Source organism: Legionella santicrucis (assembly GCF_001468135.1).
Taxonomy (GTDB): domain Bacteria; phylum Pseudomonadota; class Gammaproteobacteria; order Legionellales; family Legionellaceae; genus Legionella; species Legionella santicrucis.
Genome location: NZ_LNYU01000078.1, coordinates 58,872 through 77,434, shown reverse-complemented (window position 1 = coordinate 77,434; position 18,563 = coordinate 58,872). Strand labels below are relative to the sequence as shown.

The following is an 18,563-nucleotide window of genomic DNA, read 5'->3' as shown; positions in this document are numbered from 1 at the left end:
GAATCACACACTCACTGCCCACACCGCCAAGATACTGGCAGCAATTCGTTATTTTGCCAAGACAGGCCGCAAGTGCTGCTCCTTTATCGCTGGTCGTATCCAGTTTTTTAATATAAATCCCAGGATAGCCAATGTCTTTCCCATCAATAATCACATCAGGAATCGTCTTCTCTGCATTATCACGCTTGAGTGTATAAAATTGCTCCCTACTTTGGGGGCTGATGCCATTTTGAATTAAAATGTTTTGAGCCGCGCTGCTTTCTTGTTGGTACTTGGCATAAAAGGCTTCCAAAACAATCATGTCAGCATGTGCTAAAGGTAATCGTCCTTGGCAAAGCAAGACGAGTTGTGTTTGCAGCTCAAATAGGCGTTGACTAAATACTTTCAACTGTTCCTCGCGCGCCATTCGTGCTGCGGGGTTGGTCAAGGGCTTTTTCTTAAGGTTCTTGTATTGTCTTGATACCGTAGCGAGTTCCTTTTTGACGTCTTGAATTTTATCCCTTATTTGTGCATCGAACTTTTGGCCTTCTTGCTTCGCTGCGTTTTTACCCATTTTTCCCAGGGCTTCAATAGCTTCTGCATGTGGCAAGAGGGCACGAAAACGGGGGTTGGCAAGGTAGAGGTTGGCCAATTTTAGCCATTGCGCAAATGCACATGTATCGGCTTTAGGCAGCTCAAATAAGCACGCATCATGAACCAGGTAGTTGTAGGCATTTTGGTCTTTAAATTGGAGCAAATAATTCAATACCGCTTTTTCATCCTTAAAAATCGTGGCTAATTTAAGGGCGTGGTCTTCAGCCACCCCATTTTGTTCTACGATAAGGGCTAATTGACATAAAGGAAGTACTTTTTGATAACAGTCATGATGAATAAATCCCTTATCATTTGGGGGAAGAGTGGGTTCAGGCAGTGCCGTTGCCTCTATAAAGTCACCTAATCCCCATTGCTGTAACGTGGCCTTCATGAAAGAGGCAGCTTCATTACCATACTCATGGTGAATGCGCTCGATGAGATCGTTAGCTTTGCCGCTATAGACAAGGGATTTTTGTTTTAATCCCTGGAGGGTTTGGAGCTCTTGTAGAATATCCAGCATGGGTAAGGTTGGCATAGTTTCTTTCTCTAAGGTTGGATTATGTGAGGTGGCCCAATTAGCCTTTTTACTGGTCGCATAGCGGTTCGCTAAAAGTAAAACCAGTACAGCAGAACTAAAAAGTGGATTCAATATCCTCTATTTGTACATATTTTAATCTAAATGAATATTAAATGTAACTGTCAAAAACTAACAGGTATTATTATTTAAAAATCAATTGCTCATTATTTTTTCATGAAGAGTAATATAACGGGACTTAATAAAGACTTTAAAGCTCAATGTTTATCAAAGTAGAACTATATCTAAATTAAGGATTTCTAAATCTGTACCAGTAAGTATAGTTATGAATATTATTATGAATCAAAACACATGATGCGTTAAAACTTCACTGAGGCATAACTTAAAAGTTATCCGGAAATTATGGCTAAGTCCAACCAATGCAAAATTAATTAATGATTAAGTCAGTTTTCCTCGGCTGAACCGTTTCTGGCGAGCCGAATACTCGCATCATAAACCAATAGAGTTTTACTGAGGCTACATACGATTGGTAAAAAAATACGACACTGTTCTTCAGTGCCGAGAGCAGATTGAAGTAAAATTGGCTTCAGGCATGTCTGCATTGGTGTATGTTGAGAGTGAGCAGATAATCTAAGAGACTTATAACTAGCTGATGACTCATGATATTAATTTGGTGGCATTACCCGAGTGGTATGACTTTTATTTAAACTCATTAAGTCTCATTGAGACTTAATGATATATTTTTTAATGAGCCGCTCGATGCTCATCTTTAACCCACCTCATTAAAAAAGCACCAATAATTTGATACAGAGGTAGAATAGCTAAAGCAATATGGTAGCTAAATAGTGAAAAGTCGTGCGTAGTACCTGAATTGCTGCTAAAGATATCGAGCAATTTTCCTATAGCAGGTTCAGAGATGGCATCTAACAATGCATCACTTGCATTAATCAATGAAGTGGCTGTACCTGCCAGATAGAGAGGATTTGATTCTTTTCCAATGACAAATACTATTGGAAAAGCACCTAAGCTAAATCCGAAAAGAAAAAGCAAAGTGCTAAGCAACCAAAGGGGCATCGGATGGGCATAGATAACTAAACTAATGGATAAGGCAGAAACAAGAGTGCTGTAAAACATAAATGCACAGCGATTTTTAATACGATGGACAAATAGAGCAAATAAAGGACATGCAATTGCTAAACCTACAAATACCAGGGAAATAAGTGAAGGGGCAACTAACTTATCTAACTGATATGCTTTTTGTAAAAAAGGATTTCCCCATAATCCACAAAAAATTACTATTGGAGAGAATGCTAAACCACTATAACCGGTTAATAGCCAATTTTGTTTGTTTTTTATAATTAATAAAATATCTTGCCATAAATGTTGGTTTTTTGATGTCTGTTTGACTTCATTCTCTATGGGTTTAATAGTACCAGAAGGTTGATCTTTAACAATAAATAAAAAGAGGAAAGCCAGAATAATTCCCAACCAAGCAACATCCACCAAACTTGCTCTCCATCCTATCTGATTCACAAGCCAAGCGAGTGGCATCTGCCCACAAACAGCACCAATCATTCCTGATGCAACGAGCAAGGAAGTAAGTAAGGCATAATATTTTTTGGAAAACCATACAGCGGCTAATTTGAAATATGCAATGGATGCAAAAGAAACGCCAACCCCAGTTAAAGCACGTCCCCATATAGCAGTATTTAACTCCTGTGCTTGGGAAAAGATAAAAATGCCCAGAGCGCAGCAAAAAATCGCTCCTGTTGTAATCCATCGGGTACCGTATTGATCAAGAATAATCCCTACAAATAAAGGTACGATAAGATACGTCCAAAAATACACTCCTGATAAAACACCAAGTCCTAATCCTTGTAAATGAAAAATTTCCATAAGTTGTTGGGGCATGACGCTTGGAAAATTCTGGAGGATGTATTTATAAAATAAAAATGCAGAACATAAACTTACAATTAGAACAGCGCGACATGTGATTTTGTTTTGTGCTTTGTCTATATCAGGGGGGATTGTTCCCATAGTGACTCTCCTTAGGGTAGTTAGCGTTTATTTCACATGATTATTTAGCCTTCCCTAGAGAGGCTTAATAATCAAAACACGCGACTCTAGGGCGAGGAGAGAAAGACCACGACCACCACCACGACAGTAGAAACGATAGAATAGACTGCATGCAACAACTTGGCTGCGCTACTTAAACATAATTGATGTTGCAGTCGGTGGTTCATATTGAAACAGAGTGAGTAATAAATTATTAATTTTCGATATATTAACAATTTGCATTTGATCTTGTCAAATAATTATTAAAATTTATTTATAGTATTTTGATTTAAAATTGACTTATAAGTTGTGTTAGGATACATACTTTTTAAAATGAGTCATACAACAGAAATAAGAGAGTGGGTATTAGCATATATAGAAGAAGGCGGATTAATAAAAACAGCGTGTAAGTTATTCGGAGTAAGTCGCTCATCAATCCAGAGATGGAGACTCAGAAAAGCGATAGTGGGAGTATTATCACCAGTAGAACGAACTAATGCTCTTTTTATAAATCTGAAAAAACTAAAAACCCGATTCATAATGCTCAGTGCAGTCTCCTTTTTCTTCCTCCCTATTCTCCTGATTTTAATCCTATAGAAAAATTCTGGGCTAGCTTAAAATCATTCATCAGAAAAATTATTGGCCAATTTCATTCCCTTTCTGAGGCGAGGCTATCGACCATGCATTCAAATCGATAATTTAAAAATCAAAACACTATACTTATGGAAGAATGGGGAATGTTTGAAATAATCCTAATGAGTTTGAAACATTATTACACAGGAATATAGCTGCATTGTTAAGTTTTTGAAAAAAAATGTTTTTTTTTTTGATTTTCATGTAAATATGCATTAATTTTTAAAAGAGTGCTCTAAATTAAATCGTTAAAATGACTTTTCACATGACGATTTATGAGGGGTTCTTGCCTACTGGAGAACATGTAAGTGGACGCTTTTCTTGATGGCTGGTATATTGCCGCGATCTCAAAGGAAATCCAAAAAGCCCCCATCCGTCGTGTCGTTGAAGGAAAAACCTTAGTCCTATTTCGAGATGATACTGGCCAAGTACAGGCATTGGTTGATCACTGTTTACATCGAGGAATGAGGCTGTCAAATGGTTGTGTAAAACAAGGAGCACTTGAATGTCCTTATCATGGGTGGCGATATAATGGTAAAGGAGAGGTCGTTTCTCAGCCGGCTTTATGTGACAATGATCTTCTTAAATCCAGAAAATTATCTATAGACAGTTTTCCTATTATCGAGCAAGAAGAACATATTTGGGTGTATATTGGTAATTCAACCCCTAAAACAAAGCCTTTTTCTTTTCCATTTTATGGTAAAAAAGGATGGGGGCATTTCTTTATGCATACCCAATTTGAAGCTTCCGTTGTTGCCTGTTTAGAAAATTTTTTAGATGTGCCACATACCGTATATGTTCATCCTGGTTTATTCAGGAAGGGTGCTCTTACTAAAGTAAAGGTGCGGATTACAAAAAATTCACATTCAGTGAAAGCTGAGTTTTTAAATGAACCGATACTAACAGGAATTGGTCCTCGATTGTTATTTCCTAAAGGCACTCAAATGCGACATACAGACGCATTTTATTTGCCGTCCATTTCACGGGTGGACTATACCTTCTCAAATAACCGAGCTTTTCTAATTACTTCTCAGTGTACCAGACAAGAAAATGGCATAGTGAACGTGACAACTCATATTACCTGGAATTTACCATTGCCAAAAATGCTATGTAAATTCATTCTTCGCGCATATTGTCGACACGTTATTATCCAGGATGTACGGCTCTTGAAAAAAATAGGGCAACAAACAGAACGCTTCGGCCCACAATTTTTACACACAAATGCTGATTTATTAGGTCGGCATATTATATCCCTAAGAAAGAATGCCGCTGATGGAATAATTGATGATAACAAAACCATTAGTGTATACGAAAGAGAGTTAAATTTATGATATCTGAAATAAACATAGAAGAAGAAAAATTACAAGGTTCTGTTGAGTTGGTGGAACAGTGCGAGCTCAACACTCGACAACGGTTATATGAGATTTTCATAAAATACTACTCTAAAACAGATAGAGAAACTTTTGATAAGGATCTAAATGAAAAACAATGGGTCTTGTTAATGAAAGATCACGACGGAAAAATTCAGGGCTTTACAACCATGATGTTGTATGATTTGGTGTTTCAAGGGAAGCCTATTCGTGCTGTATTCAGTGGCAATACCATCATTGAAAAAGATTTTTGGGGCTCGGGGGTTCTCTCTAAAACCTGGTGCCATTTTATGGCTTATTTGAAATTATCAGAATCGGATGTGCCCTTGTATTGGTATCTAATTTCCAGTGGCTATCGCACTTATTTGTTTTTGCCTTTTTTTTATAAAGAGTTTTATCCTCGATATGATAAAACAACTCCTCCTTTTGAGGCTCAACTTATCGATACACTGGGACATATTAAATTTCCTGATGAATACTCTAATGGGTTAGTTCGTCCTCTTGTGCCCCGTGAGTGCTTGCAAGAATCAATTGCTCAACCTCCAGAAAGAAAACTAAAAAACCCTCATGTTGCTTTTTTCCTCGAAAAAAACCCTAGATATCTTTTAGGTGACGAGTTAGTTTGTCTCACGGAGTTTTCATTTGAAAATAACTTAGGAGCTGCCCATTCGGCCTTACAAAAGGTCAATCAAACCTATTTTTCAAAAAACCAGTGTGATGTTTCCAATGCATAAGAAATTTTTACGCCATTACTTGTGGACACGTATTAATGCTCTTGCCGCTAAGCAATTTAAACGAGCAATGCTAGAGCCTCGTGAAACCCAAGAAAAAATTTTGATGGATTTTTTGCAGCGTAACCAGCATACCCAGTTTGGTAAAAAATATGGATATGCATCTATCAAAAGTATAACAGAGTTTCGCGAGCGCTTACCTAAACGTTATTATGAGGACTTTGAAAAAAACATTGAGGCAATAAAAAAAGGCCAGAGTAACGTGCTGAGCACTGATAAAACACTGTTTTTTGAAACAAGCTCAGGCTCTTCTGGACCTGTAAAATATATTCCTTACAATCAGAAATTTCTCAGTGAATTCAGGAAATCGATTTCTACGTGGATGTATGATCTTTTTATGAATAGACCTGAGTTAATGAAAGGATCTCAATATTGGTCGATTAGCCCGATGCTTAGAACAAACCAATTCACGGAAGGCAATATACCCATAGGTATCACTGATGATAGTGAGTACTTAGGAAAATTTTCTCAGCGTTTGATTGGGCCTAATCTAGCGATGTCATCCGCAGTTGTGACAAACTCCTCCTTGGCGGATTGGCAAAAAAATAGCATCCAACAACTCACCGCATGTAGGGATTTAAGATTTATTTCAGTATGGAGTCCTTCTTTTCTGATTTCATTAATACAGTATTTACCTGAAGGGATGAGCCCTCAGGATTTCTGGCCAGATTTAAAAATTATCAGTTGCTGGGGTGATGCAGCTGCGAAACGCTTTATTCCGGAATTAAAAACACTGTTTCCCGGGATAGAAATACAGTTTAAGGGCTTAATGGCCACAGAGGGAGTCATTAGCATTCCTCTGTTTGAACAACCCGACCCTGTAATTGCCTTAACTTCACATTTCCTGGAATTTGTAGATGATAATGATCGATGCTATCTAGTGGATGAATTAACCGTTGGAAACCAATACAAAGTTTTATTAACAAGTGGGAACGGCCTTGTACGTTATGCCTTGGGTGATGTAATTGAAGTGACCGCTCCTCTTTGCATTAAATTTGTAGGGCGAGGTGACACAGTTAGTGATCTGTGTGGGGAAAAATTGTCTGAAAGCTTTGTGCAACGTGTTTTTGATAAGTATCTTCCGGATGATTCGTTTTTTCTATTGGTACCTCAATGGGGGGAAACACCATGTTATTATCTTTATCATCAATGTGTTCATGACTCGGAATTAGCAAGTAAAATTGACGAGGCTTTGCGAGAATCCTTTCATTACAACTATTGCCGTCAGTTGGGACAACTTGCCCCAGTTCAATCTCGTTACTGCCCGGATTTGGCAGTTCGCTATTATTCAGCTTGTGTGGCGGCTGGACAACGACCAGGGGATGTTAAGCCTCGAGCCTTATTACATTCAATTGATTTAGCAGAGAGAATATTTCATGAAATTTGATTTAGCATTACCTAATGAAGAAGCTTTGCTTAGAGAACATCTTTGGCAAACGCCCATGGAAGGGGGGGTAGATCTGGTTTTTGCGCGAGAGCCAAATTACTTTAATATTGGTAAAACTCAAGGTGACAAAGTGCAAACCTTTGTTGGCAAGACAGATGGAAAAATCAAAGTATCAGGTATCCGAGCAACTCGTTTAAGCCAGGTAAATGGTAAGGTACAAGAAACAGGATACCTAGCTGATTTTCGAATTGCCAAGTCATCACGAAATGGTTTCGCTTTGTTGCAAGCCAATCGTTTTTTAAAAAAACTCCACCAAGAAAATCCAATACCCTATTATTCTGCCGTCATTGGTGACGATAATGATCGGGCTCTCACATCTCTTGCATCAAATTACAAAGGATTTCCTAGATTCCGTGATTATGGCAGAGTCTTGACCCCATTATTGTTTACCATGAGGAAATTGAAATGCTGCCCTGAGTTGGAGCCTGGTTCTTTGAAAAGATTACCGGAGATTTGTGCGAAACTGAATGAAAATAAACAGCAATTAGCGCCCTATTACTCGGTGTCCGATTTTACATCTGGAAAATTTCCAAATTTTAAAGTGGAAAATTTTCTTATTCTAAGACAAGAAGCTAAAATAAAAGCTGTCGCTGCAATATGGGATCAAAGCACTTTTCGACAGACAGTTCCGATTCATTATGGGGGCTACTATCGGTGGTTAAGACCAGTACTTAATCATTTTTTGTCCTATGGCCTTCCAAAGGCGAGACAACATATCAAGACCGCTTACATGGCTTTTGTGGCCTCTGATAACATTGATGATCACCGAATTTTGATACGCGCCTGTTTGCAAAGCGCAAAAAGACAAGGGTTCACGCATTTAGTAACAGGAATACATGAGCGTGATGAACGTGCACCACTTCTTGCTGAGTTTCCAGGTATTCCCTATGCAGGCCGCCTTTTTTTAGTCGATTATGATAACCATGAAGACCTTGATGATCGTGTTCCTTATATAGAGGTTGCGACGCTATGAAATACGTCATTCATTTTCTTATTTATACACTGATAACTAGCGCTCTTTATTCTCTGGCATCGGCTCATCCGATATATGAGCCTTTTGTGATTAATGAAATAATTTTTGACAAGTATATCCCCATGATTCCTCAGTCAGTTTATATTTACATTAGTTATTTTTTCTTGCTTCCTGTTTTAATTCTTGTTGCCAGAAACAAACCTGGTTTTTCTACAGTATTTTATATTACTCTGGCTTGTGGCCTAATCAATGTTCTGATCTACACTATCTTTCCAACCCGATTGTTTGAAAGAATTTTGGCTCCCGAGAATTCTTTTTTAGCATATCTACAATCTAAAGACACTATTTTGTGTGCTTTTCCTTCAGGTCACGTGGCACTTCCATTATCAATCGCCCTCGGATCGTTTATGATGGCCTGTCAAAAAAGGGCACCAGAAGTCACTTTGTTTTGGCGTAAGGTGTCTGTTGTTTACTTCATTTGGTTTTGTTTACTGGCTTCGTCAACTTTGTTTACCAAGCAACATTTTTTTCTGGACGTGGTTGCAGGGGTTCTATTTGCTACCATTGTTGTATTGACAGGAATGTATTACTTATACGCAAAAAACCAAAAAAAATCGTTAAATGTTCGTACACTTTGGGCATTAGTGACTGAAATCTCACTGATTGCATTTGCTATGATTCTAATAATAGGATATTGGCACCCTGTTACCATCACGTTGGGAATCGTCTTTATAGCTTCTCGACAACATGCGCTACTAGCACTTTACCATGACGCAGTGCATTACTTGATTTCCTCCAATAAGCGGTTAAATGACTTTATTATTAACTGCTTTGCTGGTGTACCTTTTTTTATGCCTGTTCACGGATATCGCTCTTTACATTTTAGTCATCATAGGCATTTGGGAACCGAAAACGATCCGGAAAAGCGTTACTTATATCGAAACCAGCCATGGAACTATCAAGCGTTAAACACATGCTTATTGCTTAAACAAATGTTAGGTGATTTATTGCTTTGGAATTCTCTCAAGATGCTGTGGCTTTTCATCAAAGATCGACTATCCAATAATAACGGTATTAAGCTACTGGCTACTAAATATTATAATGAGCTTTATTGCCAATTTATGTTCCTTTTCCTAATAATTGGCATATGTTCTCACTATTGGCCTACGGTGGTAATCAAAGTCTTACTCTTATGGTTTCTTCCTTATTTAACTGTCACTCAATTTTTACAGAAGATTCGTAGCTTTGCAGAACACACACAAAGAAAAAGTGATACAGACTCAGGTAGCTGCTCATGGGCACCAAGTTGGTTAGGCTCATTTTTTATCTGGCCTTACAATATTAATTACCATAAAGAACACCATCGTTTTAGCAATATCAGTTGGGACGAACTACCAAAGAGGTTTTCTAACGCAGAACAACGCCCTGGAAAAACATTAATACAACATATATGGAGTGTAAATAAATAAAATGAGAGTAACTTACAAGGTAGAAGGTATCGATGATATTAGTTCTGTCGAGCCACAATACGATTCTTTAGGGCGTTATAGCACCATGAATTTAGTCGTGATATCGCTACAAATAATTGCCTGGGTTTTACTATTAAATATTATCAATCATCATTCGTTATCTATTGCGGTGCGAGGACTAGCTGTATTTTTATTTTGTATGCTAATGCAAGGGGTTTTTACAATGTTACATGAATTTTGTCATCGAAATGCCCACCAAAATAAAAAATTGAATTATTTAATCGGATGTCTTGCTTCTACTTTATTTGGTACCTCAGCCACTTTTTTAAGGGTACAGCATTGGGGGCATCATCGTCGTAACCGTACAGAAGCTGAGCGCGCAGAATTCATTCATGATGATGAAAGTAAATGGGGAAAAGTAGGCAGATATTATTTTGCCATTTTAGGCGGGATTTGGTTTTTGTGTTTTCTATTCCCGATGATAACGCCATTCATTTCATATTCTTTTGCAGGAAAAATAGCTTGTGATAAACGATTTAACACCTATTCCGCTGCTTTTGATGAATTCACCCGTGCTGATTGGTTACGCATGCGCATAGAAGGAGGATGTTTGTTTGTATTTTGGGCTTCAATTTTTTATTTTGGCCCTTGGCATTGGTCAACTTTATTGGTGGCTTATGGTGCATTCGCCTTTTCATGGTCTACTTTGCAATGGGTCTATCATTTGCATACCCCCATTCATGTCGTTGAGGGCGCCTATAATCTCCGAGCGCCTTGGGTTATAAGATTGTTGTTTCTTAATTTCAATTATAATCTTACCCATCACCGCCACCCAGCAATGCCTTGGCAAGAGTTGTATCGACAAAGTAATCAAGCAGAAACACAGCCTCTTTGGTATCGTTATTTTCTTGTGTTTCGTCCACCAGTCTTTTTTCCCGAGGATGTATCTAAATTAGAGAAGAGATACTTCTAATGACTGTTAAAGAAACATGGAGGCCAGAAGGGTTTGATAATTATTTGAGCCACTTTCCAAACACGCCTGATCTTAAGCTATCTGCTTCACAAAATATCACAAATCAGTTCTGTGATATTTGGAATTTGGGATCGACGAGTTTGAAAAAAGGCCTTGATGAAATAAACAAAAATATCACGATTATATTTGTTCGAGGGTACTTAGGGCGTTACTTGCTAAATAGCCTCAAAGAACCTGTCCATTTATTAAGACGATTAGGTTTTGACTCTATTATAATGCAACAAACAGCCGGAGGATCCTACAGAGAAAACGTCCGGATGATACTTCAGCAATTAAAGCATCGTCAAAACCGGGATCATTTTATTTTCTGTGCCCACAGTCGAGGCGGATTGGAGTGCTTGAATCTATTAACTGAAAATGAAGACATTCGCATTAAAACGAAAGCGTTAATTATGTCTCAGACTGCTCATGGCCCCTCTTATGTTTTGGAAAGCATTTTACAAGGGGCTCATCAAAAAACAAATTATTCATGGTATCGTTCTTTATCTGAAAAAATGCAATGGCTGACGCTGTCTGCTATGAGGGCTAAAGTGGGTGGAAAAGAGCTAACTTCCAGAACATGGCCTAACCTCATCAAGGCAGTGGAAAACCAACAATTCAACTTTCCGGTTATTCAAACAGCCTCTTGGTCTGTACAACCAACCATGTGGCTAGATTCATTCCATGATCGATTAAAAGAGATTCGCCCGGGTTGTGCCCATGATGGGCAATTTTTCTTGAACGATTTAATTTGGCCAAATATCAATCATGTATTGCTCCCAAATCTGGATCATGCTCAACCAGTTGTTGGTGGATTTAATTTCAATCACAAAAAATATTGGCTAACATTAATTAATATGATTATGCGGAGCTATATAAATAATTTTTAAGAACCTCCATTAGGCATCGTCAACTAAACTTTGAGCTTGGCCCTACATTAAGACGATTTTATGTTTGTGAAAACTATGTGTAACTCTCATTCGCTAAACTGTATACTCATTGCCTGAGAATATATTCTCTGCTTTTCGCAGAAGGTGACGAGATATCAAGATGTAAATCTTGATTTGCTATTATTTGCACCCATGCAATGAAAGATATTTACCCCTCCGTAAAAAGGAGGATGGATATCTTTCATAAGTTTCTTGACAGTAACAGTTACTTGAGTTTATAGGATAAAGTTGGTTCTAATTCTGGTTCTATAGGTTCCATAACATCAGGTATTAAATTTTTGGCTCTATGTAACCAACCAAGTCGGTCCTCTGGCGACATAATTTTACCAGGGCTTACTTCGTCAATCAGTTTGTGCAGATCGTTTTGATGTTGTGGTGGAATAACACTTTCAAGTACGAGAGTCACCTTATGGATATCCTCTTCCCTTGGCGCAGGAGCTTTCGTGGGCACTAGACGCTCCAAGTGACGCATCATAAAAGAATAGCTGCATGGAACTGGGGTATGCTTTGGTTTAGGACAAAACTTAGGCGACAGGTTGTCTTTATCCATTTTTGGTACTGGATTAGGTTTTGGTGACATGCTTAGAGGTGTATTTTCACGAGTTTGAGTTAACAATGCTCTTTGAGTTTTATTACTTGATAAGGCCTGCAAGACCTGTATTTTGCTGGCTTTTACATCATGAATTTGCTCAATAAATTCCTTTCTAAGATTTTTGTAATGTTGTTTGCGTTCTTGGTGCTTTTCAACATCATGTTGCATACACTCACGATGATGAATAGGGGCTACTCGAACTTCATGTTTTAATTTATCGTAGTTTAGTTGAGCTTGTAACCAATCTTCTTCACTTAAATTATCCGGATCCATTTCTTCAGTGCAGATGGCATAGCAATTCCCTCGCTTTTGAAAGCGTGGCTTATGATTTGGATCAACAACAAAATGAGCTTGGCTAAAGTCATTGACTTCTTCTAATTCAGCATTAAGAAGTATTTTTTCCTTTCTTAATACTTGCAAAACATGTAGGAGCCCTTGTTCTTGTAATTTCAAACCCTCTAATTCGTGTAACAAATAATCTGAAGGCTGATTTTCATGTAATTGTTGGCATTCATTTAATCGTTCACGAACGTGTTCAAGTAGGAACTCAAATACATGTTCAGCACTTTGCGGTGGCTTTTTTAATTGTGCGTGATGAAATGCTAGCTGATGTTCTAACATTTTTATTTTTCGATGTGTAGCTGAATGCTTGCGCTCTGCATTAGGATTGTTCTCATTATTTTGTTGTTTTAACGCAGTTAATTGAGTGGTTAAAGATTCTATCTGCTGGTTCGTATGGGCAACATAATGATCCATGGGTTGATCATGAAGTATAGGTAATTGAAAGTATGCATTTAATTGCTCTATATGATCAGTAAGATGAGCATGCTTCTCATTCATGAGCGAGGCTTCATTTTCAATTATTATCAACTGGTCGTCTATTTCGGCTAATTTTTGTTCGAGATCACCAAGCTTTTTATCTAAGGCATTAAGAGTGTCTGTGTAGGCTTTGATATTTGCATCAATCACATCAACTATGCTTGTTTTTCCAGGTTTAGTTTGTTCGCTCTGTTTCGTTTCTTTTAATTTTTGCTCAATTTGTTGTTGTGTAATTTCACAAGCTTGTTTTGCAAGAGCTTTATCTTTAGCCATTAGCCCCATAAGCAGAAAAATTAAATGTCGTTGTGTAGTAAGTAGTTCTTCTCGATATTGCTCTGCTTTGAGTTGATTTAATTCTTCAATTTTTATTAACTCTTGGCTAATCAATGTAAGTGTTGTTTTTCCTTCAGGTGACCTTAGAAACTCCACAACTTGTAGTGGATTTTGAAATCCAAAACGGTTCAAAAATTGAGTAGAAAAGTAAGCATCTGTTTTTTTGCTGTATTTGTGGCTTTTTTCTATAGTTGCACACAGATGTTCGACGTTGTTTGGGGTTAAATTAAGCATATTCACAGAAACAGGTGGGGATTGTTTAGGCACAAGAAAACTCCATATTAATCTCTGTTCAAATTATAACCTTTTTTCATTATTAAGTAAAGTATAAATTCTTGAAAGCAAAATGATAACTCAATAGGTTAATTACATAATGAGAAACTTAAAACTGAAAATGTCCAGCTTGTTATGAATTAAAATTTTAATGAAGCACAGGGAGTCAAATAATAATTACTGCTGCTCCGGTAAAGCGGCCATGCCGAAGATCATCAAGTGCTACATTTACTTCAGTTAATGGATAAGTATGAATTTCTGTTTTAACAGGTATTCGTGGTGCTAATTGTAAAAACTCTTCGCCATCATTTCTCGTGAGATTGGCTACAGAACAAAGAGTACGCTCTCCCCAAAGAATTTGATAAGGGAAACTTGGGATGTCGCTCATATGTATACCAGCACAAACAACAATTCCGCCTTTTAGCGTATTACGTAGCGCAAGTGGTACAAGTTCCCCCACTGGAGCAAAAATAATTGCTGCATCGAGTAGATGTGGTGGAGTTTGTTTTGAATCACCGGCCCAAGTAGCTCCTAATTGATAGGCGAAATTCTGTGCTTCATTATCTCCAGGAGTCGTAAAAGCATAGACTTTACGACCTTGTTTATTGGCTACTTGAATAACTATATGCGCTGCTGCACCAAAGCCATATAGTCCTAACTGCTTTGCATCAGCTGTTTTTAATAAAGCACGATAGCCAATCAGCCCGGCACAGAACAGCGGCGCGGCTTGATAATCAGAATATCCCTCAGGTATAGGAAAACAAAATCGATGGTTCGCCACACAATATTGAGCAAATCCACCATCAATTTGATATCCAGTAAAACGAGCATAATCACAAAGATTTTCATGTCCTGACATACAAAATGAGCACGTTTCGCAACTACCACCTAACCATGGAACTCCTATTCGTTGTCCAACATTAAAAGTACTCACTAAAGACCCTAATTGTTCAATTGTACCTACAATTTGATGGCCTGGAATTAGAGGAAGTTTGGGAGCAACTAACTCTCCATCAAGGACATGCAAATCAGTGCGACAAATGCCACAGGCGTGAACTTTAATTAGTAGTTCATTAGGTTTTGGTTCTGGTTTTTTGATTTTTTTTAGAACGAGTGGGCGTCCTTTTTGCTCCATAATCATTGCGTACATGATTATATCCTTTTCTTCTTTTATACATTAAATGTAGCTTAAAAATTAATGTTTAGGAGCGCTTGACAAAAAGACTTTGTAGATCAAACTTAATAGTTGTAATGTGCATGGATAACAAATTTAAAGGAGCTAAATGATGAATACATTACTTAAATGGAAAAAAGGACACTCTGTTCCTATCGAACATTCCAATAATCCATTTTTAAGCCTCCAACATGAAGTTGATAGAGCATTTCGTGATTTCTATGATATGTTCTCATTTAATAGACCTACTGGCGAACAGTTTGAGAATCTTAATCTGCTCCCATCAATGGACGTGGTTGAAGATGAGGCTCATTTTTACCATTACTGGTGAAAAGTCTACGTCCAAAAAGAATGAAAATAAAAAATTTCTTTCCCGTGAAATTAGTTATGGAAAATATGAGCGATCCATTTCTTTACCATCAACCGTTGATGCAGAGAAAGCTAAGGCAACTTTTAAGAAAGGTATGTTGTGGATAGAATTACCTAAAAAACCAGAAGCTAAAGGTAAAGGACGTGATATTAAGGTGGAACAAGCTTAAAGATTGCTTTGCTAATGCCTCTGTCAGAGGCATTAGCAATTGGACTGATTAGGAATTTTGTGCTGGATTAGAAAGAACTACAAGTAATACAATACTATAAGATAGGAGTCAAAGAATGAAACATCATTCCCCAGGATTTTTGGCCTTAGTTAGAGATTCTAAAAACCGTATTCAAGAAATAACTCCGCAAGTATTAAAAGAAAAAATGGATCATCAAGAACCTGTGCTAATTATTGATGTGCGCGAAGCAGATGAATGGGAAACAGGATACATCCCAACTGCAATTCATTTAAGCAAAGGAATTATTGAGCGTGACATTGAAAAGAAGATTCCAGACTTTAATACGAGAATTGTTGTGTATTGCAGTGGTGGATTTCGCTGTGCTTTAGTTGCAGACAATTTGCAAAAAATAGGATATACGCAGGTTTATTCTTTGGATACTGGATTGCAAGGTTGGCTTGATGCAGGTTATTCTCTGCAAAAATAGTCTAGGTTTTGCATTCTCCAATATAAAAATGGTTGATATTTCTTTAAGTATTAGAATAAAGCGTAACTGTATAAGCGTGATTCCAAAACCAATCATCATCCTGAGTGGTTGTAATCATAAAAGACTTTACTGCTTTTTCATTTAAGTTGTCATTTTTTTGATAAAGTAAAGAAAATTCTATTGTATTTTCAATAAGAGGGGAAAGAAGAAAGTTCGATTTTGCCATACTTGCGATCAAGCGATAATGCTTCGTGGTTCCATTTTTTAAATTTAAGATTATCTGTAATTGATTCGGTTTGAAAAAAATTGTTGCTAGCTTTCCCCAAATAGTTGGCTGTATTTCTATTCTTGCAAAGATAGGTTTTTTCTGTTCTGTTACACTAACAAATTCTCCAAAAGTATGGTGTTCACTACTCAATAATGATTCTTGTTCTTGAGAAATAATTTTTCTTTTACGTAAGAACAAAAAACCTTTATGTACATTGCTAGGCTTATAATGAGTCAGCAATAAAGGCCAGCTTGCTCCATCCTCTAAAGAAGGTATTCTTCCATCAATCGGTTCAATTTTAAAAATGATGTTGTCTGGGCTTTGCCTTTCTTGTAAATGCTTTTTATTATCTTCGGCCAAACTTGCGGTAAAGACAGAGTAGCTTTGAAAAATTGGACGAGGAGACCAGCGATTTTGGGAGGAGATGAGATAAGATTGATTGTATGAATAAATATCCGTGGTACCGTGGAGCAAGGGAAAATCTGCTTGTTCACGTAAGAAACTCATAGTAAATGCAAAATTTTTTTCCAACCATTGGGAATCTTGGATTCTGCTTTTTAAACCATGCCAGGTTGTGGAATAAGAAGATTTAAAATTATCGAAAATTGATATTTTCGTGTAGTGTCCATTAATATAATTCCAGCTACTCAATGAAATAAATAGAACGAGATAAGTGCTACCCGAGTGAAACAGAAAAGGTAAAAAAAGTCCTGCTAATAATATGGATGTTCCTGGTATGAATGCATGGCCCACATGGCGGGTAAAACCTGTTTTAAATGAAACAAACAAAAAAGCAAAAAAAATGCAGAGTAAAAATAATTGGGCTCTTTTTTGTGCTTGTTTATGGCATAAAATAAGCAGGAAAATTAAACTTGAAGTTATTAAATACAGTACAATATCATTAGAATTCCCAATAGTAGACATCGCTTCACTAAAGCTCGATGCTATGGAAAGGCTGCTGACTAAGTAGTTCGGTAAATAAATTATAGATTGGCCTGCTGCAAGCCAAAATAGGATAAGTGAGGCAATCGATGAAACTAAACACATTAAAGCAAATTTGATTTGTTTATTGACAAGAAAAAATACGGTACACAAGCAGGCTACAGCGAGGCAAAGAATAAGCATGGAGCCTTTTATTAAAGCAAGTAAACCAAAGGGAGTAAAAAGAAACGCTATTAAAAACATGCGGGTGTTGTTTGAGTTGAGTATCTCTTTGGTGCAGCACATTATTTTAAAACTTATTAACCCAACAAGTAACGCGTAAGAAAAAAATAATGAATCTCGAGCATATAGCATTCCAAAGAGAGGGACACAAAATGTGATGATCCAGTGCCATCGGGTGTTTTTCATTAAAAACAGTAATGCTATCCAATAGGAAATGGCTAAGTATAGACTTCCTATATTCATCATTATATTGGTAGCAGGATGATAAGCCTTTGTATAAATGGATGAATAAGGGCCTAAAGTAAATATTATTTCTTTTCCAAAGGATAATCCTTGCGCGACTGCTTGATTTAATCCTAATGCCCATGAAGAATCAATACCCGGCGCAGGCAGCTTTGGAGAGAAAGGGACGAAGATACTGACTGTAACAAGAAGTAAGATGAGTTTACTGAGAAGGACAAGTATTTGATTTAAATTTTTGGGCACCTTCTTCTGGGTAGTACGCAACGTAAGCATACAACGCTCCATTTTTTTCAGCATAGTGTAGCTTAATTCATGATTCGCTGTAATAACATTTTTATTATGTTTTTAGAAGAGAATGGTTGTTCTTAAAGAAACAGTATTCGAAATATCTGAGGCAGTATTTGCTTCTTCAATCATTTAAATACTTCATAATCATGCTCATTTTCATACTCTACTAAATATACTTAAAGATGGAGTTTATTCAATGCTTAACGCCCATCTTTGTAGGCATTATTTAAATGTTACTTGGATGGAAATAAACTGATCATTTAATGTGCAAAATGCCATTTAAATGATATAATTTCGCCATTTTTAATGAACAAGGTGTGCATTCATGGCAGCAAATACTGACGTACTTGTAGTAGGGGCAGGTCCTATAGGTCTTATCAATGCTTGGGGAATGAAATACATGAACCCTAAGCTCAACATTGTAGTTCTTGAAAAATATGCTGAATATCAAAGAAGCCACACTTTGGTTATGGATGCAAAACAGCTAGAAGCTATAATGAAAGCAACCCATAGTGAACATCATCCAGTATTAGCTCAGTTATTAACTCAATTAAAAAAGGATCCTCATATACGAA

The 18,563-nt window shown here is 37.2% G+C and carries 14 protein-coding genes and 3 pseudogenes; 12 read left to right on the top strand and 5 right to left on the bottom strand.

Translation table 11 applies throughout. The annotated features are described in order from the left end of the window. A partial coding sequence (locus tag Lsan_RS22655; RefSeq protein ID WP_193392713.1) for a hypothetical protein occupies positions 1-1,222 on the bottom strand: 1,222 nt, incomplete at its 3' end. Between the two features lie 630 nt (positions 1,223-1,852). Beyond that, positions 1,853-3,145 carry an MFS transporter gene (locus tag Lsan_RS13275; protein ID WP_058514704.1) on the bottom strand — a complete coding sequence of 431 codons (1,293 nt, stop codon included), beginning with the start codon at positions 3,143-3,145 and terminating at the stop codon, positions 1,853-1,855. Between the two features lie 351 nt (positions 3,146-3,496). Between Lsan_RS13275 and Lsan_RS23585 the strand changes: the two genes are divergently transcribed. The 9 genes and pseudogenes from Lsan_RS23585 (at position 3,497) to Lsan_RS13235 (ending at position 11,748) form a co-directional block, all read left to right on the top strand. Then, complete coding sequence (locus tag Lsan_RS23585) at positions 3,497-3,760, top strand: IS630 transposase-related protein (RefSeq protein ID WP_058514703.1); 264 nt, start codon at positions 3,497-3,499, stop codon at positions 3,758-3,760. Beyond that, positions 3,676-3,861 (top strand): annotated as a pseudogene (locus Lsan_RS21665) (transposase); the annotation flags it as partial. The gene Lsan_RS23585 and the pseudogene Lsan_RS21665, both read left to right, overlap by 85 nt. 243 nt (positions 3,862-4,104) lie before the next feature. Next, a complete protein-coding gene (locus Lsan_RS13265; protein WP_058514702.1) occupies positions 4,105-5,127 on the top strand; it encodes an aromatic ring-hydroxylating oxygenase subunit alpha in 1,023 nt (340 codons plus the stop codon). Beyond that, complete coding sequence (locus tag Lsan_RS13260) at positions 5,124-5,900, top strand: hypothetical protein (RefSeq protein WP_058514701.1); 777 nt, start codon at positions 5,124-5,126, stop codon at positions 5,898-5,900. The genes Lsan_RS13265 and Lsan_RS13260 overlap by 4 nt, the downstream gene beginning before the upstream one ends. Next, positions 5,893-7,344 carry a GH3 family acyl-acid amido synthetase gene (locus Lsan_RS13255; protein WP_058514700.1) on the top strand — a complete coding sequence of 484 codons (1,452 nt, stop codon included), beginning with the start codon at positions 5,893-5,895 and terminating at the stop codon, positions 7,342-7,344. Before Lsan_RS13260 ends, Lsan_RS13255 begins: the two co-directional genes overlap by 8 nt. Beyond that, on the top strand, positions 7,334-8,377 hold the full coding sequence (locus tag Lsan_RS13250) for a hypothetical protein (protein ID WP_058514699.1): 1,044 nt from the start codon (positions 7,334-7,336) through the stop codon (positions 8,375-8,377). The genes Lsan_RS13255 and Lsan_RS13250 overlap by 11 nt, the downstream gene beginning before the upstream one ends. Next, on the top strand, positions 8,374-9,846 hold the full coding sequence (locus Lsan_RS13245) for a fatty acid desaturase (RefSeq protein ID WP_058514698.1): 1,473 nt from the start codon (positions 8,374-8,376) through the stop codon (positions 9,844-9,846). The genes Lsan_RS13250 and Lsan_RS13245 overlap by 4 nt, the downstream gene beginning before the upstream one ends. A 1-nt stretch (position 9,847) precedes the next feature. Further along, positions 9,848-10,819, top strand: a complete 972-nt coding sequence (locus Lsan_RS13240; RefSeq protein WP_133134222.1) for a fatty acid desaturase family protein — start codon at positions 9,848-9,850, stop codon at positions 10,817-10,819. Continuing rightward, positions 10,819-11,748 carry a hypothetical protein gene (locus Lsan_RS13235; protein ID WP_058514697.1) on the top strand — a complete coding sequence of 310 codons (930 nt, stop codon included), beginning with the start codon at positions 10,819-10,821 and terminating at the stop codon, positions 11,746-11,748. Before Lsan_RS13240 ends, Lsan_RS13235 begins: the two co-directional genes overlap by 1 nt. Positions 11,749-12,013: 265 nt before the next feature. Here the strand turns inward: Lsan_RS13235 and Lsan_RS13230 are convergent, their stop codons facing one another. Both Lsan_RS13230 and Lsan_RS13225 read right to left on the bottom strand, forming a co-directional pair. Beyond that, positions 12,014-13,819 (bottom strand): hypothetical protein, encoded by a 1,806-nt coding sequence (locus Lsan_RS13230; RefSeq protein WP_058514696.1) that lies wholly within the window; start codon positions 13,817-13,819, stop codon positions 12,014-12,016. 172 nt (positions 13,820-13,991) lie between these two features. After that, positions 13,992-14,975 (bottom strand): zinc-dependent alcohol dehydrogenase family protein, encoded by a 984-nt coding sequence (locus Lsan_RS13225; protein WP_058514695.1) that lies wholly within the window; start codon positions 14,973-14,975, stop codon positions 13,992-13,994. Positions 14,976-15,111: 136 nt separating this feature from the next. Here Lsan_RS13225 and Lsan_RS13220 point away from each other — a divergent pair. Beyond that, positions 15,112-15,538, top strand: a pseudogene (locus Lsan_RS13220) (Hsp20/alpha crystallin family protein). Between the two features lie 115 nt (positions 15,539-15,653). Next, on the top strand, positions 15,654-16,025 hold the full coding sequence (locus Lsan_RS13215) for a rhodanese-like domain-containing protein (protein WP_058514694.1): 372 nt from the start codon (positions 15,654-15,656) through the stop codon (positions 16,023-16,025). 43 nt (positions 16,026-16,068) lie between these two features. Here Lsan_RS13215 and Lsan_RS13210 read toward each other — a convergent pair whose 3' ends face one another. Beyond that, positions 16,069-17,973, bottom strand: a complete 1,905-nt coding sequence (locus Lsan_RS13210; RefSeq protein ID WP_058514693.1) for a hypothetical protein — start codon at positions 17,971-17,973, stop codon at positions 16,069-16,071. Between the two features lie 340 nt (positions 17,974-18,313). Between Lsan_RS13210 and Lsan_RS13205 the strand changes: the two are divergent. Continuing rightward, positions 18,314-18,563, top strand: a pseudogene (locus Lsan_RS13205) (FAD-dependent oxidoreductase); the annotation flags it as partial.

Coding starts and splice junctions, on each gene's coding strand:
- Lsan_RS13260 (WP_058514701.1), top strand. CDS start 5,124: ATGATATCTGAAATAAACATAGAAGAAGAAAAATTACAAGGTTCTGTT.
- Lsan_RS13225 (WP_058514695.1), bottom strand. CDS start 14,975: ATGTACGCAATGATTATGGAGCAAAAAGGACGCCCACTCGTTCTAAAA.
- Lsan_RS13255 (WP_058514700.1), top strand. CDS start 5,893: ATGCATAAGAAATTTTTACGCCATTACTTGTGGACACGTATTAATGCT.
- Lsan_RS13245 (WP_058514698.1), top strand. CDS start 8,374: ATGAAATACGTCATTCATTTTCTTATTTATACACTGATAACTAGCGCT.
- Lsan_RS13250 (WP_058514699.1), top strand. CDS start 7,334: ATGAAATTTGATTTAGCATTACCTAATGAAGAAGCTTTGCTTAGAGAA.
- Lsan_RS13215 (WP_058514694.1), top strand. CDS start 15,654: ATGAAACATCATTCCCCAGGATTTTTGGCCTTAGTTAGAGATTCTAAA.
- Lsan_RS13240 (WP_133134222.1), top strand. CDS start 9,848: ATGAGAGTAACTTACAAGGTAGAAGGTATCGATGATATTAGTTCTGTC.
- Lsan_RS13235 (WP_058514697.1), top strand. CDS start 10,819: ATGACTGTTAAAGAAACATGGAGGCCAGAAGGGTTTGATAATTATTTG.
- Lsan_RS13210 (WP_058514693.1), bottom strand. CDS start 17,973: ATGCTTACGTTGCGTACTACCCAGAAGAAGGTGCCCAAAAATTTAAAT.
- Lsan_RS13275 (WP_058514704.1), bottom strand. CDS start 3,145: ATGGGAACAATCCCCCCTGATATAGACAAAGCACAAAACAAAATCACA.
- Lsan_RS23585 (WP_058514703.1), top strand. CDS start 3,497: ATGAGTCATACAACAGAAATAAGAGAGTGGGTATTAGCATATATAGAA.